Source organism: Streptomyces violascens, from assembly GCF_014649955.1.
Taxonomy (GTDB): domain Bacteria; phylum Actinomycetota; class Actinomycetes; order Streptomycetales; family Streptomycetaceae; genus Streptomyces; species Streptomyces violascens.
In genome coordinates this window covers 1-17,111 of record NZ_BMUA01000043.1, presented here as the reverse complement: position 1 = coordinate 17,111, position 17,111 = coordinate 1, and the positions used below count along the sequence as shown (strand labels likewise).

At 68.9% G+C, this 17,111-nt stretch carries 11 protein-coding genes and 4 pseudogenes; 5 read left to right on the top strand and 10 right to left on the bottom strand.

Annotated elements, in window-relative coordinates:
• The first annotated feature begins 170 nt into the window (after nucleotides 1-170).
• A complete protein-coding gene (locus IE206_RS39460) occupies nucleotides 171-452 on the top strand; it encodes a hypothetical protein (protein ID WP_189971108.1) in 282 nt (93 codons plus the stop codon).
• A 25-nt stretch (nucleotides 453-477) separates the two neighbouring features.
• On the opposite strand, the gene IE206_RS39455 is transcribed toward IE206_RS39460, so the two are convergent.
• From IE206_RS39455 to IE206_RS39445, 3 genes are all read right to left on the bottom strand, one after another.
• On the bottom strand, nucleotides 478-4,452 hold the full coding sequence (locus IE206_RS39455) for a Pls/PosA family non-ribosomal peptide synthetase (protein WP_189971106.1): 3,975 nt from the start codon (nucleotides 4,450-4,452) through the stop codon (nucleotides 478-480).
• A gap of 239 nt (nucleotides 4,453-4,691) precedes the next feature.
• Nucleotides 4,692-4,949, bottom strand: a complete 258-nt coding sequence (locus IE206_RS39450) for a hypothetical protein (RefSeq protein ID WP_189971104.1) — start codon at nucleotides 4,947-4,949, stop codon at nucleotides 4,692-4,694.
• A gap of 132 nt (nucleotides 4,950-5,081) precedes the next feature.
• Nucleotides 5,082-6,599: an LCP family protein gene (locus IE206_RS39445; protein WP_189971102.1), complete on the bottom strand. Its 1,518-nt coding sequence runs from the start codon at nucleotides 6,597-6,599 to the stop codon at nucleotides 5,082-5,084.
• A gap of 174 nt (nucleotides 6,600-6,773) precedes the next feature.
• Here IE206_RS39445 and IE206_RS43505 point away from each other — a divergent pair.
• Nucleotides 6,774-6,890, top strand: a pseudogene (locus IE206_RS43505) (Sec-independent protein translocase subunit TatA); the annotation flags it as partial.
• Nucleotides 6,891-7,043: 153 nt separating this feature from the next.
• Here the strand turns inward: IE206_RS43505 and IE206_RS39435 are convergent.
• The gene (locus IE206_RS39435) at nucleotides 7,044-7,283 is read right to left on the bottom strand and encodes a hypothetical protein (RefSeq protein WP_189971100.1); all 240 of its coding nucleotides are present in this window, start codon (nucleotides 7,281-7,283) and stop codon (nucleotides 7,044-7,046) included.
• 125 nt (nucleotides 7,284-7,408) lie between these two features.
• Here IE206_RS39435 and IE206_RS39430 point away from each other — a divergent pair, with 125 nt between their 5' ends.
• Nucleotides 7,409-8,062, top strand: a complete 654-nt coding sequence (locus IE206_RS39430) for a hypothetical protein (protein ID WP_189971098.1) — start codon at nucleotides 7,409-7,411, stop codon at nucleotides 8,060-8,062.
• A 441-nt stretch (nucleotides 8,063-8,503) separates the two neighbouring features.
• Here IE206_RS39430 and IE206_RS43340 read toward each other — a convergent pair whose 3' ends face one another.
• Nucleotides 8,504-8,626 (bottom strand): SGM_5486 family transporter-associated protein, encoded by a 123-nt coding sequence (locus tag IE206_RS43340; protein WP_264198492.1) that lies wholly within the window; start codon nucleotides 8,624-8,626, stop codon nucleotides 8,504-8,506.
• 252 nt (nucleotides 8,627-8,878) lie between these two features.
• On the opposite strand from IE206_RS43340, the gene IE206_RS39420 reads away from it, so the two are divergent.
• Nucleotides 8,879-9,889 carry an aldo/keto reductase gene (locus tag IE206_RS39420; protein ID WP_189971094.1) on the top strand — a complete coding sequence of 337 codons (1,011 nt, stop codon included), beginning with the start codon at nucleotides 8,879-8,881 and terminating at the stop codon, nucleotides 9,887-9,889.
• 6 nt (nucleotides 9,890-9,895) lie between these two features.
• Here IE206_RS39420 and IE206_RS39415 read toward each other — a convergent pair whose 3' ends face one another.
• Complete coding sequence (locus tag IE206_RS39415) at nucleotides 9,896-10,099, bottom strand: LapA family protein (protein ID WP_189971151.1); 204 nt, start codon at nucleotides 10,097-10,099, stop codon at nucleotides 9,896-9,898.
• 483 nt (nucleotides 10,100-10,582) lie between these two features.
• Here IE206_RS39415 and IE206_RS39410 point away from each other — a divergent pair, with 483 nt between their 5' ends.
• The gene (locus IE206_RS39410) at nucleotides 10,583-11,200 is read left to right on the top strand and encodes an RICIN domain-containing protein (RefSeq protein ID WP_189971092.1); all 618 of its coding nucleotides are present in this window, start codon (nucleotides 10,583-10,585) and stop codon (nucleotides 11,198-11,200) included.
• 1,551 nt (nucleotides 11,201-12,751) lie between these two features.
• On the opposite strand, the pseudogene IE206_RS43905 reads toward IE206_RS39410, so the two are convergent.
• From IE206_RS43905 to IE206_RS39395, 4 genes and pseudogenes are all read right to left on the bottom strand, one after another.
• Nucleotides 12,752-13,108: pseudogene (locus IE206_RS43905) on the bottom strand (hypothetical protein); the annotation flags it as partial.
• A gap of 983 nt (nucleotides 13,109-14,091) precedes the next feature.
• A pseudogene (locus tag IE206_RS43865) lies at nucleotides 14,092-14,282 on the bottom strand (IS110 family transposase); the annotation flags it as partial.
• Nucleotides 14,283-14,294: 12 nt separating this feature from the next.
• Nucleotides 14,295-16,214 (bottom strand): hypothetical protein, encoded by a 1,920-nt coding sequence (locus IE206_RS39400; RefSeq protein WP_189971090.1) that lies wholly within the window; start codon nucleotides 16,212-16,214, stop codon nucleotides 14,295-14,297.
• 280 nt (nucleotides 16,215-16,494) lie between these two features.
• Nucleotides 16,495-17,111: pseudogene (locus IE206_RS39395) on the bottom strand (IS630 family transposase); the annotation flags it as partial.

Sequence of the window (17,111 nt, the reverse complement as noted above, 5' to 3'; positions counted from 1 at the left end):
GCGCCGCGGTTGTTCGCGCGGGGCAGCCGGGGCCTTCCGGAAGTGTGCCCGATGATGCCTACGACCCGGCCGCCGGCCCCCGGACCATTCCCAAACCCGCGGCGGGCGCGGGTCCACAGCCGGTCGGACCACGCTGGCTGACGCTCTGGGCCTCGACCCGGGAGCCAGCCGTGAGCCAGTATGTAACGCTCACTGCGGAAACCAATATGGATGTGGCGGCGGGCTCCGACTGGATCAGCGTCTTCGACGAAACGGACCAGGTCTACCTCGCGTTCTGCGGTGCGGGGACGATCTGCCATGTCTCGGTCACCCGGCAGGCGGCAGGGACCCACGACTACGTCGGCTTGGTGTCAGCCAAGCCCGACATCGCCCTCAGCCCGTCCGGCGTGCAGGCAGTGGCTGGGACTTTCATCACCTGGAAGCAATCCTCGCCACCGAGTCCTCACTCCTGATACACCTCACCCCGGTTCGCTCTCCCTACACACCGACCCGCTGGCGTGCCGGGGCCCGGCCCCGGCTTCGGCTTCGATGGCCGCTGCGGTGGCGGCCCGCCGAGTGCCGGTGCTGGGCCTGGTCCTCCGGGCCATCGGAGGGCCAGGCGGCGACGGGATTGCCCAGCCAGTGGGTGCCGCCCGGGAGTTCCTCGCCGCGCATCACCAGGGAATGGGCGCCGACCGTGGCGGCCGTCCCGAGGAGGGAGCCCGGCAGCGCGATCGAGTGCGGGCCGAGGGTGGCGCCCTCCTGCAGGTGGACGGTGTCCAGCCGCATCACGCGGTCGTGGAACAGGTGGGTCTGCAGCACCGTGCCGCGGTTCACGCTCACGCCGTCCTCCAGCGTTATCAGGTCGGTCTCCGGCAGCCAGTGCGTCTCGCACCATACGCCGCGGCCGATCTTCACGCCCAGGCTGCGCAGCCAGATGTTCAGGAACGGCGTGCCGATCAGGGTGCTGCCGAGCCAGGGCATCGCGACTTCCTCGACGAAGACGTCGTACAGCTCGTTGCGCCACACGAAGCTGGACCACAGCGGGTGCTCGGCCACCTTGAACCGGCCGACCAGCAGCCACTTGGCCAGCGTCGTCATCGCGCAGGCGACCACGCCGAGGCCGAGCAGGATCAGCCCGCCGACAGCCACCCCGGTCGCCAGGCCGAAACGGTCCACCACATCCTGCAGCGCGCCGAAGGCGACATCGCCGAGCAGCGCGGTGCAGACGATCGGCAGGAAGCGGCACAGCTCGACCACGGCACGGGCCAGCATCAGCCGGCGGAGCGGGTCGTAGGTGCGGCTCGGGTCGCCGCCGTCGGCGACCCGAGGGAGCGCGATGGCGGGCCGGCCGAGCCAGGACGAGCCGGGCTCGGACCGCTCGGGGGCATCCGCGAGCACACCGACCAGGGCGTTGTCGGGCAGTTCGCGGCCGGGGCCGACGATGCCGGAGTTGCCTACGAAGGACCGGCGGCCGACCCGGGAGGCGCCGATCCGCAGCCACCCGCCCCGCACCTCGTATGGCGCGATCAAGGTGTCGTCGGCGAGGAAGGCGCCGTCGTCCACCCGCATCAGCTTGGGGATGGTCAGCACGGTGGACGCTTCCACCCGACGGCCGACCTTCGCGCCCAGCAGGCGCAGCCAGACCGGGGTGAACAGGCTGGCGTAGTACGGGAAGAGGGTGCCGCGCGCGCCGTTCATCAGGCCGGAGACGATCCAGGTGCACCAGGCGACCTTGCCGTGCGCCGGGTGGTAGCCGGGCTTGATCGGCACGCTGAACAGCCGGACCACAAGGATCAGCAGCAGCGAGTAGGTGGCCAGCGAGACGAGCACCAGAAGCGGCGTGGCCACGATGGTCTGGACGATCGCCGGGATGAGCGTCTTGTCGGTGGCGATCAGCGGGTAGAGCAGCAGCAGCGACGGCGCTGCGGCGATCAGCGGCAGCAGGCCGAGGCCGAGCAGCGCGGCTCCGTACATCAGGTCCCAGATGCGGGAGCGTCGGTGGTCCGGCGCGGGCCAGCCGTTCGCGGGGCGGCCCGACGGGCGGGCGGGGGAACCGTGCCAGTACTCGCCGTCGGCGACCGGGTCGAGCACCGAGCTGCCCGGGGCGACCTCGGCCCAGGCGCCCACCTTGGCGCCCGGCAGCAGCGTGGAGCGGGTGCCGACCCGGGACTCCGGGCCGACCTCCAGCGCGCCGAGGTGCAGGATGTCGCCGTCCAGCCAGTAGCCGGTGATGTCGACCTCCGGCTCGATCGAGCAGCCGTCGCCGAGCTTGACGAGGCCGGTCACCGAGGGCATTGAGTGCAGGTCGACGTTCTTGCCGACCCGGCAGCCGAGGGCCCGGGCGTAGCGTCCGGCCCAGGGAGTCCCCATCAGGGAGGCGACGTTGAACATCGTGACCACCCGCTCGGCGGTCCATATCCGCAGGTGCACCGAGCCGCCGCGCGGGTAGCTGCCCGGCTTGATGCCGGCGGTCAGCGTCCGGGCCGCGCCGGCGCCGATCACCAGGCGGGCGGGGGCACTGGACAGCAGGAACCAGCCGGCCAGGATCACCCACCAGGACGTGTGCGGCGCCCAGCGCAGGGTGCCGAAGGTCAGGTTGTCCAGGGCGGCCAGGCCGATCACCCAGCGCAGGCTGCTGATCGTGTAGAGGACGGCGAGCACCAGGAACTGGATCACGCCGACCCGGCGCGGGGTCGGACGTACCCGTCTTTCCTGCCGGGCCGGGCCGCTGAGGTCGTCCAGCTTGGCGGCGAGGCCGAGCAGCCCGGGGTGGGCGTAGACATCCGCGACGGAGATGCCGGGGCAGCGGGTGCGCAGCACCGAGACCAGCTTGGCGGCGGCCAGGCTGGTGCCGCCGAGTGCGAAGAAGTCGCCGTCGGCGCCGACCGGCATGCCGAGCAGGGCCTCCCACTGCTCGGCCAGCCAGCCGGCGGTGCCCGTCGGGCGCGGGCCTGCGGCGGACGGGTCGGGGCCGGAGGTGGCCAGCGGCCAGGGCAGCGCGTTGCGGTCGACCTTGCCGGAGGTCTTGGTCGGCAGCCCGTCCACGGTGGCCAGCATCGGGACCAGCGCCTGCGGCAGCCGCTCGAGCAGCAAGGCGCGGGCGGCGGCGGGGTCGTACGGCGCGCCCGGGTTCAGCACCAGGTAGCCGACCAGCAGCTCGCCGCCGGCCGGGGTCTTGCGGACGGCCGCGGCGGCGGCACGCACGCCCGGCAAGGCCTGGAGCGCCGCGTCCACCTCGCCGAGTTCGATCCGGCGGCCGGACAGCTTGACCTGCTCGTCGGCGCGGCCGACAAAGATCAGGCCGTCAGGCTCGGCGCGGACCAGGTCGCCGCTGCGGTAGACGCGCGGGCTGTACAGGTAGGGGCTGCTGCCGAACTTCTCGGCGTCCTTGGCCGAGTCCAGGTAGCGGGCGGTGCCGACGCCGCCGATCACCAGCTCACCAGTCCCGCCCCAGGGCACCGGGTGGCCGTGCTCGTCCACGACGGCGATCTCCCAGCCGTCCAGCGGGGCGCCGATCCGGACTGGCTGGCCCGGGAACATCTGGGCGGCGGTGGCGACGACGGTGGTCTCGGTCGGGCCGTAGGTGTTCCAGAACTCGCGCTGCGGCGAGGCGATGCGTTCCACCAGTTCGGGCGGGCAGGACTCGCCGCCGACGATGACCAGGCGGACCCGCTCCAGGCACTCAACCGGCCACAGCGCGAGCAGCGTGGGCACGGTGGAGATCACGGTGATCCCGCGCTCGACCAGCCAGGGGCCGAGGTCGGTGCCTGTCTTGACCAGCGAGCGCGGCGCGGGCACCAGGCAGGCGGCGTGCCGCCAGGCCAGCCACATCTCCTCGCAGGAGGCGTCGAAGGCGACGGACAGGCCGGCCAGCACCCGGTCGCCCGGTCCGACCGGGGCGCCCCGGAGGAATATTCGGGCCTCGGCGTCAACGAAGGCCGCGGCGCTGCGATGGCTGACCGCGACGCCCTTGGGCCGTCCGGTCGTGCCGGAGGTGAAGATGATCCAGCAGTCGTCGTCCGGGGTTGGCCAGGAAGGCCGCCCGCCGGGGCGCACGGTCGGGCTGGGCATGATGCTTCGACCGGCGCCGAGCACCACGCAGACCTGGGCGTCCTCCCAGATCATCGCGGCCCGCTCGTCGGGGTCGTCGGCGTCCACCGGCACGTACGCGGCGCCGACCCGCAGCACGGCCAAAATGGCCACGTACAGGTCCAAAGTGCCCGAGGGCACCCGCACGCCGACCCGGTCGCCGTTGCCGACCCCGTACGCCGAGAGCCGTCCGGCGAACTCGTTCACCTCGTGCATCAGCGTGCGGTAGTCGAGCACGGTGCCGCCCGCCTCCAGGGCGGGGGCATGCGGGTACGCCTCGGCGGAGGTCACCAGGATGTCGAGCAGGGTCCGGGCGGGAGCGGCGGGAGCGACGGGCCAGATTGCGCCAGTGGCGATACCACAGTTCTCGATGGTGTCCATCAACCTTTTCTTGCTGGTCTGCGGCTCGGGCGACGGCGCGGAACTCGTGGTGCCGCAGCCAAGGGGCAGGACGCGCATGGAACGGTTGACCGCCTTGGCGTCGATCCTCTGCCGAGGCTAATGGACGCCGACGGCGAGATTACGCCGAGTAGGGGCTCTTCATCGAACTCTCATATGAAGGTTTTCTGTCCTTTCGACGTTGTTTTTGTAGGCTCCGTGGAGGTTGAGGACCACTACTCCTACGGTGATGAGTCCAATTCGAGCCGCTGTGCCCGGCCCGGCGATTCGCCGAACGCGGCCACGCCGATCGCGGCGACGGCGGCCTTGCCGACGCCCGACCCCACGGCGTGCACGATCGAGACGTCCAGCACCTTCAAGGTGCGCAGGAACTCCGCGCGGAGCGCGGGGCTCGCCTGCTGGTCGGTGTGGGTCTCGATGGCGTACCCGACGTCGGTCGCACCGCTCAGCGAGTCGAAGAAGGGTGTTCCTAACCGCACCCAAAGAGGCTGAACATCAGCGTCGGCAAGAGTGTCCTTGCCCACGGCATCGACTGGCGATACCAGGCACGTACCAAGTGCCAGCGCCTTCAATGCTCCTGCTCGACCCGGACCAGGGGGTAGTCCCAGCGCTCAGCCGTAGGAGAGGTTGGAGCAGGGGTCATCGTCGGCGGAGCGGGCGGCGCCGACGACGCCGGAGGGCACCGCACTCGGTGCGGCTGATGCCGTCGAGGTGGGGACGGCAGCATAGGACTTACCCAGGATGATCCTTACCCCGGACTTGACCGTAGCGGTGACTTCCGCACCGGGGAGGACCTGGGCGGCCTTCTCGGCCTGGTCCTTCTCGCCGTGACCGTATTCGATCACGGTCTTGATCTGGGTGCGGATCGTGGCAGTGCCCGTCCCGGTGACCGTGAAGCCGTGTTGCTTGAGGGCGTCGGCGGCGCGGGCGGCCAGCCCGGTCACGGTGGTGCCGTTGTACACAGCGACGGAGACACCCTTGCCGGACACCGATTCCGTGGCACTCGGTGCCGGGGATGAATCGCCGGCTTGTTCGTCGTGGTGGTTGCCGGCGTCCTGCCCGTCGAGGGTGCGGTCGGCCTTCAAGGCGGCCCACAGCGCCTCGGCGTCCGGATGGACGACCGCGACCCGCGCGCCCTGGTAGCGCCAGGGCAGAGTGACGAACTTGGTGTTGTGCAGGTCGATGTTCTTCAGCGACATGGCGAAGGAGATCAGCTTCTGGGCGGAGCCGAGGCCGGGGTCCACAGTCAGCGACTGGGTGGCGGCGTTGGCGAGCGGCAGCAGGCTGGTGGGGCTCATGCCGTCACTCTTGATCTTCTTCAACAGGGAGGCGACGAAGGCCTGTTGGCGTTTGATGCGGCCTATGTCGGAGCCGTCGCCGATGCCGTGGCGGATCCGCACGTAGTCCAGGGCTTTCTGGCCGGAGACGGTCTGCGGGCCCTTGGCGAAGATCTGGTCTCCTCGGGTGGGCCGGTTGGGATTGAGGTCCTTCTGGTAGATGTCCTGAGGCAGGCAGACCGGGACGCCGCCGACGGCCTCGGTCATCTTCGCGAAACCCTTGAAGTCGACGACGACCGTGTGGTCGACGCGCAGCCCGGTCAGCTTCTCGACGGTGTTCTGGGTGCAGGCGGGGTTGCCCTTGGGGGTTTGCCCCACGGAGTAAGCCGCGTTGAACATGGTGTTGGGCTGCAGCTTGGTCCAGTTGCCGTCGGGGAGTTTGCACGGTGGGATGTCGACCAGGGTGTCGCGGGGGATGGAGACGGCGACGGCGTGCTTCCGGTCGGCGTAGGTGTGCAGCAGGAAGGCGGTGTCGGAGCGGCCGATGTCGCCCTTGTCGCCGCCGCCGAGGTCGCTGTTGCCTCCGGTCCGTGCGTCGGTGCCGATGACCAGCACGTTCGATCCATTCGCGGAGGCGAGCGGGCGATTGTCGGAGATTCCGTCCGCACCGAAGGTCTCGATGTTGCCGTCGAGCTGGAGGTAGAGCCAGCCGGCACCGGCCGTCAGCAGCACGAGCAGGGCGACCGCGATCCCGGCCCCGATCTTGGTCTTGCTGCGCTTGCGCCGCCAGTTCGCCTCCGCCCCCCGGCGACCACCGCGACGCCGGGCCGACGCCCTACGACTGCCTGCCATGCGCGCGCCCCTTGTCCGTACGGCTTACAAAAGAAGGGGCGACTGAACCCGCCTCACAGTTGTAGAGTTGCGCAATATAGCAAGCTTTCTCGTTGGCGCATCCTGGCGGGGCGTTCTGGTTCGACGAGAGGAAGCGGGGGCGGAATGTTCCGCAACGCGCCGGGGCCGTGACATCTGCTGGTCCTGGCGATTGTGATCATCTTGCTGTTCGGTTCGAAGAAACTTCCCGACACGGCGCGGGCGTTGGGCAAGTCCCTGCGCATCCTCAAGAGCGAGACGAAGGCGATGAAGTAGGAGGGTGCCCAGGCGTGCGTCGGCCCCTGCGGACTCTCCCCCGGCCTCGGATTCGGAGGCGCCTCACCGGACGGTCCAGGCCTCTCGCGGCGATGTGCCCTCGGCCCGCACTGTCCAGCAAGACATCAACCACAACTGCCGAGCCAGAGGTCAGGGACTGGCCGCATCGAAGCCGTAGCGCACCGGCTGATCACCACCGGTGCGCCGCCGGGTGTCCCGCCGATAGATGAACAGCGCGTGGACGCTCACGTTCTCCGCCTGCGGTTCCACCGCACAGGGGTACGTCACCTGGAGCACCCCGGGCCGGCCGGCAACCCGTACGCGCAGCCCGTGCCCGGGCCCGCCGTCGAGCTCCACCGACTCCCAGCCCATCGTATCGTCCGCATCCATGGCAACACTTTAGAGGTTGCGCAACTCGATAATGATGGCGAGGCTGCTCACGCAACGTCCGCCGGCACCCACGGCAGGCTGTGCGCAGACCTCGCCCGCTTCAGCACACAACAGGGGGAGAGCACATGAACGAGACGTGCACCGGGGACAAGCACAGCGGGTGGCGTGACCACCTCAGAGAAGAGGACCTGCCCGCCTTCGAGGACGTCCTCCGGCAGGCCCTGGAGTCGGCCGAGATCCAGAAGGCGCTACGCGCCACGGGCGGGATGATGACCTCCGGGGAGCTGCGCACAGTGACCTGGGAGGCCAGGGAGAGCATCGCCGCATCGGCAGCCGCGGAGTATCGCGGACTGCTGCGCTCGCGCCGCGCCGACGTGTCAGCCCACGCCTCCGACCAGCTGCCCGCCGTGCTGGCCGTTCTCACACCGGCGCTGGCAGGGCTCGCCGCAGCCGTCTTCCTGTTCGTCGGCTACGGCCTGCACCTGGCGAGCAGCCAGCCGCAACTGGCCGGAGAACTCCAGGCCATGGGATGGATCTGTGCGGGCGTCACAGGTTTGAGCCTCCTGGCCGACCTGATCTGGCTGATGATCACAGCGATACGCAACCGCCCAGCCTCCGACCCCGGAACTGGCCTGCTCACCGACCCGGACACCGACGACTCGCTGAAGGTCAGGCGCCAGGCGCGGCACTGGCGTCGAGCTCTGTTGTCGCGGGGAATCCTGCCCTTCCTCCGCGCCCGAATAGAAGAGGCACAGAACACCGGTACCGCCACCCGCTGACCACGCGCCAGCCCATCTCGCTACACAGGACGAACAGGGAGCTCCCTGCATCGTGGCAGTCCCGTCCCACTCCCTGGGAGCTGCGGCGGCCGGAGGCTAGGTCGCGTTGGCATCGAACGCGTGCGGCCAGACGACGCTGCTTCCCCGACCTTCTCCAGCCGCACGACGGGCGGCATCTTCTCGGACCAGACGGCATCCGCAGGGCGACCGGCTCCCGCGTACAACTGCGGCGTCCTCCGCCACCTCCGAGCGTAGGTCGAGGGCGCTGCGGATCTCGTTCAGCCCAAGGCCGCCCCCGTCCAGGACATGCTTGCCACGAGCGTCTTCGGGGCTGAGGTCCTCGAACTCGAAGTCCTTGAACTCCGCGCCCAGCTCGGACCGGACATCCTCTTGGGTCTTCTCGGAGAACTCCCGGACCTTCCGATCAGAGCGGCGACAGAATCAGCCGAGTCTGGCAGCGACGGTAGCGATGATCGCGACAACAGCAGGAACGGCGAGCATCAGGCCCAGAAGGAGCAGCAACCTCTTCTGGGAACGCGGAGGATGGGGCTCAAGCACGGGCATGGGGTGACGTCTGGCACCAGGCTCATCCAGGCCCGGTGACCTTGGCCGCGGGCAGTCGTTGAACGGCCGGTCAAGGGAAGTGCAAGAAGTCCCAGGGTGGTCAGCCCTGGGACTCCGCAGCGCTGAGTGACTTAGAGATTCCGCGGGTAGGGGTGCTCTCGCGAGCGCTGCGATACCGCCGCCCGGACCAGCGGAACACGCCCACGCCTCCGAGTTTGCGTTGGAGCGCACTCCAACTCCTAGGTTCGGCGCATGCGTTACATCAAGCTCGGAACGACCGGACTGGAAGTCTCCGCCATCGCCCTCGGTTGCATGAGCTTCGGCGAGCGGGACCGGGGCGGCGAGCCCTGGTCGCTGGGCGCGGACGCCAGCCGGGACATCATCAAGCAAGCCCTCGAAAGCGGCGTCAACTTCCTCGACACGGCCAATGGGTACAGCGCCGGAAGCAGCGAGGAGATCGTCGGCCAGGCGGTCAAGGACTTCACCCGGCGCGAGGAGGTCGTTCTCTCGACCAAGGTCTGGATGCGGATGCGCCCCGGCCCGAATGGCGCCGGGCTGTCCCGCAAGGCGATCTTCGCCGAGCTCGACGCCTCCCTGAAGCGACTGGGGACCGACTACATCGACCTGTACCAGATCCACCGCTGGGACTACGACACCCCGATTGAGGAAACCCTCGAGGCACTGCACGACGCGGTCAAGTCCGGGAAGGTCCGCTACATCGGAGCCTCTTCCATGTACGCCTGGCAGTTCGCCAAGGCCCTGTACCTGGCTGACCTGAACGGCTGGACCCGGTTCGTGTCGATGCAGGACCACTACAACCTCATCCACCGAGAAGCAGAGCGGGAGATGCTCCCGCTCTGCGCCGACCAGGGCATCGGCGTGATTCCGTGGAGCCCGCTGGCGCGGGGCAGGCTGACGCGGGTCCGGGACACCGCCACGGCGCGTGCCAGGACCGATGAGGGCGGCACGATCCTCTACCGCGACGGGGACCAGGCAGTGGTCGAGCGCGTCCACGAGATCGCGGGCAAGCGGGGTCTGACCCCGGCCCAGGTCGCCCTGGCCTGGGTCATGCGCAACCCTGCGGTGACCTCGCCCATCGTCGGGGTCACCAAGCCGGCCCAGCTTGCCGACGCCCTCGCCGCGGTGAACGTCGAACTCGACGAGGCCGAGGCTGCCTACTTGGAGGAGCCCTACCAGCCGCACGGGGTCGCCTACCTGGAGGAGTCTTTCTACAAGTCGCGCCCTGTGGCTGGCGCCCGGTAGCCCGGGCTACCGCCGGGCCTTCGAGGAGTCCTTGGCCTCGGCCTTCACAGCCCTGCGGCGGGCCCGGCCGTACGTGCGGGCGGTCGCGCGCAACTGCATGATCTGCGCGCTGCCCGCCGGCGCGGTGAGCAGGATGCCCGCCACCTCGGCCAGCAGCAGGGCCACGCGCAGCGGGACGTGCCCGCGGTCACCGAAGTAGCTGACGTCCATCGACTGCTCCTGAGTTTGGTAAGAGATTTCGCGGGCAAGGTGTAAGGCCGATGTGCGCGGGCACCGGGATCCGTTTTGACGTGGGACTCCTACATCTCGCCAACGTTCGCCCGCATCGTCTCCAGTGACCGGGCTGCCCACAACACGTGAAGCCGCATCCTGGACGACCGGATCCACCACAACGGCCCGTCGGCCGAGCCTGATCCAAGTCGGAAAAGCTGCAGTGCAACGGCTTGCTTCGTCAGCGGTTTGCGGGTGGGGGACAACGCTGCCCCCCTGGCTGACCTGGCACTAGGACGAATCCAGGACGGCCGAAGGACCCGTGGACATAGCGTTCCACGGGGCGGTCAGCCGTTCCCGCACAACGCACAGGACAGCGACGAAACGTTCGGTCAACGCAGCAGCGGTGCCACGACGGTGGTGTAGCCGAATGCAAAACAGACGCATCAGTACCGTCGCCGGGCACCCCACGAAGGAGTACAGGTGAAGTTCAAACTCAAGTCCGCAGTGGGCGCCGGGGTCCTTGCCCTGGGCTCGATGGCCGGGCTGCTGGCCACCGCGGGAACGGCCCAGGCCAACACCTACCAGTACAGCGTCCAGCTCAAGGACCAGAACGATGGTCAGTGCCTGGACAGCAACAACAGTGGGGACCTGTACGTCCTGCCTTGTAACGGCGGGAACTACCAGCGGTGGGACGTTACTTCCTACGCCGGGAACGTTGGCAACTACTACGACAGAGTCCAGATCAGGAACCGGCAGACCGGCCGATGCCTGCGGGTCGATCGTATGCACAAGGCATCTGACCCTGCCTGGTCCGACTGGCATTACGTGGGGAAGACAGGTAGTTGCGACTACCAGGACTGGCACGACCAGTGGAACCTGACCTGGGTGGGCAACACCAATCCCAACCCCAATAGTTACCAGTTCGCCAACTACCAGCAAAACGGCGACAGCCCGAAGATCCTCTGCCTGGACCGAGGCCAGGCCGGCCACTGGAACAACATGCTGTTCGACCTCGGCGCGCCCTCGTGGAACAACACGGCCAGCTACACGTGTAGCAACCACTCGAACACCTACCAGACCTGGAGCATGGTTTCCTAACTCCTACCCCTTCGATGACCCCCCGGTGTGAATCGGGGGATCATCGCATTCCCCCGGCCGGCGCTGCCGGTCGACGTCGGGCGCGCAGTCCGGGCCCGACGAGGCCATACCGTCAGGTGCGTGCCCTCTCGCGGTGGCAGAACGCCTCCGGACGCCCGTCCAGCTTGAGGAGCCAGGCTGGCACCGGCATCGCGGAGCGGACCTCGGTCCACTCCGCATCCGTCATGTCACTGGAAAGCAGCCTGCCCGCCGTTCCGGAACGATCGAACCGAACCGGTGCACGTAGCAGTCACACCCAGGGGTCGCCGCGGTGGACGCAGGCGTAGAGGTACTGCTCAACTGATCAGGCAACGGGCTTCCTTGGTCGTGCTGGTGTCATAACCGCGTCACTACCAAGGGGCCCCGTTCCCTCATGCCCGCGACCGCACCGGAATCTCCGTCCAGATGATCACCCGCTGCCACTCGAACAAGATCCGGTTTGCCACAACGCACTGAGTGCGCGGCGCGCGGTGTACCGGTCGTTGCACGTCAAGAAGTGGACGCATGGCACCCGCCTGTACCAAGCCGTCAACGCCCTCACCTGACGTGCCTCCACCTGTCCGTCGGACACAGTCCAAGGAGAATCCGGCCCGTGCCACCTCAACCACGAGGACAGACCGCACCTGGGCGAAGTCACTGGGCTGCTTGATACTCCTGATCCGCATCCCCCCTGATCGCCTGGATCTTGGTGTCCTTCCAACACTCGGGCACACTCGCCATCCTCGGCCAGGACCCGGTCCTGGTGCAGCCGGGTGGCCCGGGCCTCGGCGCCTGCAGGCCACTTGTAGTAGCTGAACCGGTTCACGTCCAGGACCTGACAAAGCCGCTCCGGCGTTCACGGTGCCGCAGCACCCACTCACGCAGGGTGGCCCGGTTGATGCCCGGGCGGCGGCGATGCTCTTGTAGGCCGCCCCGGGTGCGGACACGTGCAAGGCCACGGCATCGGCCTTGCACTCGTCCGAGTAGACCTTCATCGCCATCGGCGGTCTTCTCGCTTCCTCAGGATCAAGCAGAGGCCCCCAGAGGCAGGGTGGGAGGGCAACCATCTCTCCCACCCTGCTCTATCGACTCGTCCACCAGGCTGCTCCGGTTCCGCTGACGGTACTGACGAGCGTGATCAGCCACACTGGCACGCGCTGGATGGTTAAGCGCAGCCCCCCACAGCGAAGTTCGAACTGCGGCTGTTGCCGGGCACTGTCTGCTCTACGAGTTGTAGCCACGGGGCGTACTCCTCTTATCCGGTCTCGGGTTATGGCAGGGCGGGATTGAACGTAAACGACGTGCGGAGTCGACGCGGATTGTTCTGCCGCGTCGCACCGCCACCTCAGCGGGAGCGATCTTTCGTCAGGTATGAGGCCATGATCGTGGTCATGCCGAGTTGGTGCACAGATCACGGAACAGCGCAGGTGGGAAACCCTTCGGCTGGCGCTTGGTTCGGTTGCAACGCTACCGCTCTAAATGCCTGTGCCGTCATGAGCCTTATGTGTACAAAACCTGGGATCGAACTTCGCCCTACTGCATAACTGGGCCTCTGGCCTGCGGATTGGGCCGTAGTCGCTTGATGCTGGCCCTTCCCTCCCGTGGTGAAGCCGTCGGGAACAACGAGTACACCTGCGCCCACGAGCGCTCGGACGACTTTTCGGCCGCCTCCGTGCGGGGTGGGGCCGTTGTGCCCACCCTGCACAACTGATCTAGGCACCCCGAGTGAGGAAAGTGCAGGTCATCCCCACCGAAGGGCATTTCCGCGGCCGTCCCAGGCAACAAGGCGAAAAAAATGGGGGCGCGAAGGGTGCCGTTCCAGTCCCAGCCGAGATGCGCGACGCACGAGTCCATCAGAAAGGGCATGTCTTCGGTGACGACCTCGACGACGGTCGGTAGGCCATGAAGGGCAACAACGGACGCGGGGCCAGATGGTGATCACCAAACAGACACGCGGAGGGCAATCGTTGGATGAGTACCGAATCATCGTCCGCGACGCTCAACTTGTCCCGATCGACTTGATCGACGACCACCTCTCGCTGGAGATGGCTCTCAAGTTCAAGGGCATCTTGCGCACCGGCCAAGGCCCCGGAGCGGCGACGCGCGCGTCCGTACCCGGCTGGGGGTCCTCCTCGCCTCGCCAAGGGCAGGGCGTCAAGAGCGATACATACGTCACCTCTGCGAGTGCCGAGGGCGGCGCGCCGAGCCGGGGGCTGCAAGATCGCCGAAGCACTGGAGGTACCTAGCCCGCCGTGCTGTAACCGGCGAAGACGACGCCGATAAGAGCAACCCGAAACATGTCCTGGTGTTCGGAACCACCCGCGGGAGGCCCACGTTCGTTCCACCGGGAACCCAGCCCCAAGCGTTTGGGGGCCGTCAGCTTGCTGAGGGGCGGCCGCGTCGTAGCCTGTCCGCTCCTCGGTCGCCTGGGCCGTTCCACCACCCCGTCACCGGTCAGGTACAGTCCGCCCTTCTCCCCCCAGCGGACGGCGATGCGCACGGTGCTGTCCGCCCTGAACCGCACCACACGGGACACCGAGCCCGGCTTCCCGGCCTCGTCGAACCTCCCGGCCTTTACCCGCACGCTGCGGACGCCGAGCAGCGAGCCGCGCTCGTCAAGCGCGCACCGGCGGCAAGCCAGCCAGGAACCGGAACGGCCGCCGGGCTGGCCCTACTCGTTTGTCGCCGCCCCGGAATCGGACCGGACCAGCACCGTGCCGGACTGGGCCGGCTGCGGGCAGCCGTCGCCAGCGGCACGACTGCACTGGCACACACCGCGCCACACGCGGCCCACCCCTACACGCAGGCCCCCGCGAGCAAGCCAGCGGGGGCTCCTCACCTCTCACAAAGCTGAAACACAGCCCCGAGCGGGGGGCTGGCTGTAGCTGTTCGACCAGGTGGAAGACATCCCGGGCCGCGTAGCGTTGAGACAACGGACGATTTCGCGCCGGGTCTTGCCCTCTTTGATCCGACGCTCGTAGTAGTCCTGGGTTCGCGAGTCGACCAGCAGGCGCGTGACCACGATGCGGTGCAGGGCAGCATTCCTTTGTCGGTCACCTCCGCGGGGTGTCGATGTTCAGCGCCGGGCTGCCACGGCTGCCGCGGCCGCGGCCAGGATGCGGTGCAGAACGGGAACCGGGATCGCCGGGTTGGTGACTGCCGCGCATGCCGTGTCGCGGTCGTGCAACAGTCCGGCCAGGACACAGGCCGGCAGCCGCGGATTGCGCATCGCGGCCCCGCGGACGTGGGCCGCCGGGTCGTTCAGCAGCCGCACCACGTCGGCCGGCGGCAGCCGGGGATCCTCGGCCGCGCGGCGGCGAACCTCGGCATCGGGGTCCCGGGCCAGGTGCGCGACGTCGCCCGGCGTGGACTCCGGATCGTCGAGGGCCAGGCGGCGCATCCGCCCGCTGGGGTCGGCGGCGTAGCGCAGCAGGCCCGCGCGGGGGAAGTTGGGATGGCTCCGGGGGCGGTCGGGGTGGCTGAAGCTGCCGTCCCACCAGCGCCAGACCTCCAGCAGCATGTCGGCCGGCGCGTCGTCGCACGATTCGGCGAGGAACAGGCGGACCACTCGGTCTTCGTCCCGCGCCAGATGCTCCACGACGTCCGGCGGGAGATGGCGGGCCCGGGCCACGCTGCGGCGGATGAGCGGATGGGAGGACGTGGCCAGGTGGCGCATCGCGTCGGCGTCGCCGTGCAGGTCCGCGACCCAGGGCAGGGTGTGCGACATCGGCGTCGGGTCGAAGTCGTAGCGCACCGCGGCACGTTGTTCCTCGCTGAGGTCGGGGCGTAGCGCCACCGTGGAGCGGACGTCGTTCTGCGGGTCCTTTGCCAGGATGGCGACGCCGTGCGCGCCGAGGCTCGGGTTGGCGGCCAGTGCCCGGCGTACCTCCGCGTCCCCGTCCTGGACCAGCTCCGCCTCCAACTCGGGCTTGAGGCGGCACCGTTCGAGCGCTCGTCGCGGGTCGGGCAGTGCGGCGAAGACCTCGCGAGGCATGGCGACGTCGGTGTGGTGGGCGAGCAGCGCGGCCGTTCGCACTGCGTTGTCGGTGTCGGCTAGCAGCCGCTCCCGCAGCGGCGCGGTGATGTCCTCCCACCGGGCACAGGCCGCCGCCCGCACCTGTGGATCGGCGTCGGCCGCGAGGCCAGAGAGATGACGCGCCGGGAGCCCCGGGAGTTCGGCGGCTCGCGCGCGGGAGGGGCCGGCGAGGAGGTCGTCGTATAGGTCCTCGGGGAGTTCGGCGCCCCAGATGCAGGCGCGCTCCGCCCAGAGCACGCGTCGGTGGGGCGACGACTCGGCGCGGACCAGATGTACCCACTGATCGGACGTGAGCTTGGGCCGAAAGGTGTCGGCGGGCCGTGACCGCACCTGCGGATCGGGGTGCGCCACGGCGGCGTCGAGGATGGCGGGCCGGTCGCATCCGTGCAGGAAGCCCTCCTCCACATCCAGCAGCCGGATCAGCAGATCGTCCGGCGCGGCAGGATTGGACCCGATCCCATCCGCCCAGTGCAGAGGCAACGCACGGCGGCCGGGCACCGCAGTCCACACCTCGGCGCGCTCAGCCTCCGTCTCGCGCCCGACGGCCGCGGCGGCCTCCTCCAGCCGCTCCGGCAGTCGGTCAAGGGCCGTCACCCGAGCCTCGTCATCGCCGGGCACCTCCGCCAGCAGCACCTGCCCGTCGAGGGAGAGCGCCACGTACCCGGGGTCTCCGGTCAGCCCCGGCACACCGCTCCCGGCGTACCGGACCCGAGTCCACCAGGAGTCGTTGCCGCCGACCCGGTGCCGGAGAACGACCACCAGGAACTCGCCGTCGACATCGCAAAGACGGCGCCACCACGCGGCGTCGAGCGCTTCTCGGGCCGCGCCGTCCGGCGCCGCGATCCCCCGCGCGATCCGCCAGCCGGCCTCCGGCGGGAACAGGCGGCCCGGACGCACGTCCTCGACGACCGTGAGTCCGGCGCGTGCGAGTAGTTCGTGGAGTTCCGCTCGGTGCTGCACGCGATCATGATCCCCGCCGGCCCGCAATGGGACAAGGCCCTCGCAGGGCTGCGCCATAGCTGCCGGCCCCGCCACTCCGGAACACCGAACGACACTTCATCGGGATGCCCATCGCGCGAGTTGACGGTATCCGGTCGCGGTGGCCGGGAAGCTCTCGACGGCCAGAGCCTTCCCCCATCATCGCAATCACGGCGGCCACATGAACATCTCGGTGCGTATCAACCCCAAGAATCGCCTCGTCCGCATCCAGAGAAGGATCCCTGGAAGGGTCCGGGTGGGCCGGTACCTCCCGGTCCAGCTTGGCGAGGAACTTCTTGAACTCCTCGGCGCGGTGCCGGCGGTGGAGCGATCCGATGACCTGGCCACTCGCGGCGTCCAGCGCTGCGAACAGGGTGGTGGTGCCCGCGCAGATAGTCGTGGCTGCGGCGCTCGGGCACGCCGGGCATCATCGGCAGGCCCGGCTGCGACCGGTCCAGGGCCTGGATCTGCGAATTCTCGTCCACACACAAGACCAGGAGCGCTCTGGCGGATCGAGGTAGAGGCTCACCACGTCGTGGACCTAGTCGCCGGAGAGCGGGTCGGTGGACAGCTTGAACGACTCGATGCGGTGCGGTTTGAGGCCGAAGGCCCGCCGGATCTGGGACACGGTCGACTGCGACATCCCCGTGCGCTGGGCCATCGACCCGGTCGACCAGTGGGTGGCGCGCTTCTACTTCGTCGCCGCCGCATCAGTTCGGCGACCTGCTCGTCGGTGACGGTCCGCAGCCGGCCCGGCGGGGTGCGTCGCCCTGACCGTCCAAGCGGTGGGCGATGAACCGGGCCCGCCACTTGGACACCGTTGTCGCCGTACACGTGATCGTGCTCAGCTGCGTACGAGTGAAGATGCTCGCTTTGTGA

What these genes read in the sequence shown, in the direction of transcription:
- IE206_RS43340 (WP_264198492.1), bottom strand. Translation starts at nt 8,626, where the DNA reads ATGCCCGTGCTTGAGCCCCATCCTCCGCGTTCCCAGAAGAGGTTGCTG.
- IE206_RS39445 (WP_189971102.1), bottom strand. Translation starts at nt 6,599, where the DNA reads ATGGCAGGCAGTCGTAGGGCGTCGGCCCGGCGTCGCGGTGGTCGCCGG.
- IE206_RS39415 (WP_189971151.1), bottom strand. Translation starts at nt 10,099, where the DNA reads ATGGACGTCAGCTACTTCGGTGACCGCGGGCACGTCCCGCTGCGCGTG.
- IE206_RS39420 (WP_189971094.1), top strand. Translation starts at nt 8,879, where the DNA reads ATGCGTTACATCAAGCTCGGAACGACCGGACTGGAAGTCTCCGCCATC.
- IE206_RS39430 (WP_189971098.1), top strand. Translation starts at nt 7,409, where the DNA reads ATGAACGAGACGTGCACCGGGGACAAGCACAGCGGGTGGCGTGACCAC.
- IE206_RS39435 (WP_189971100.1), bottom strand. Translation starts at nt 7,283, where the DNA reads ATGGATGCGGACGATACGATGGGCTGGGAGTCGGTGGAGCTCGACGGC.
- IE206_RS39455 (WP_189971106.1), bottom strand. Translation starts at nt 4,452, where the DNA reads ATGGACACCATCGAGAACTGTGGTATCGCCACTGGCGCAATCTGGCCC.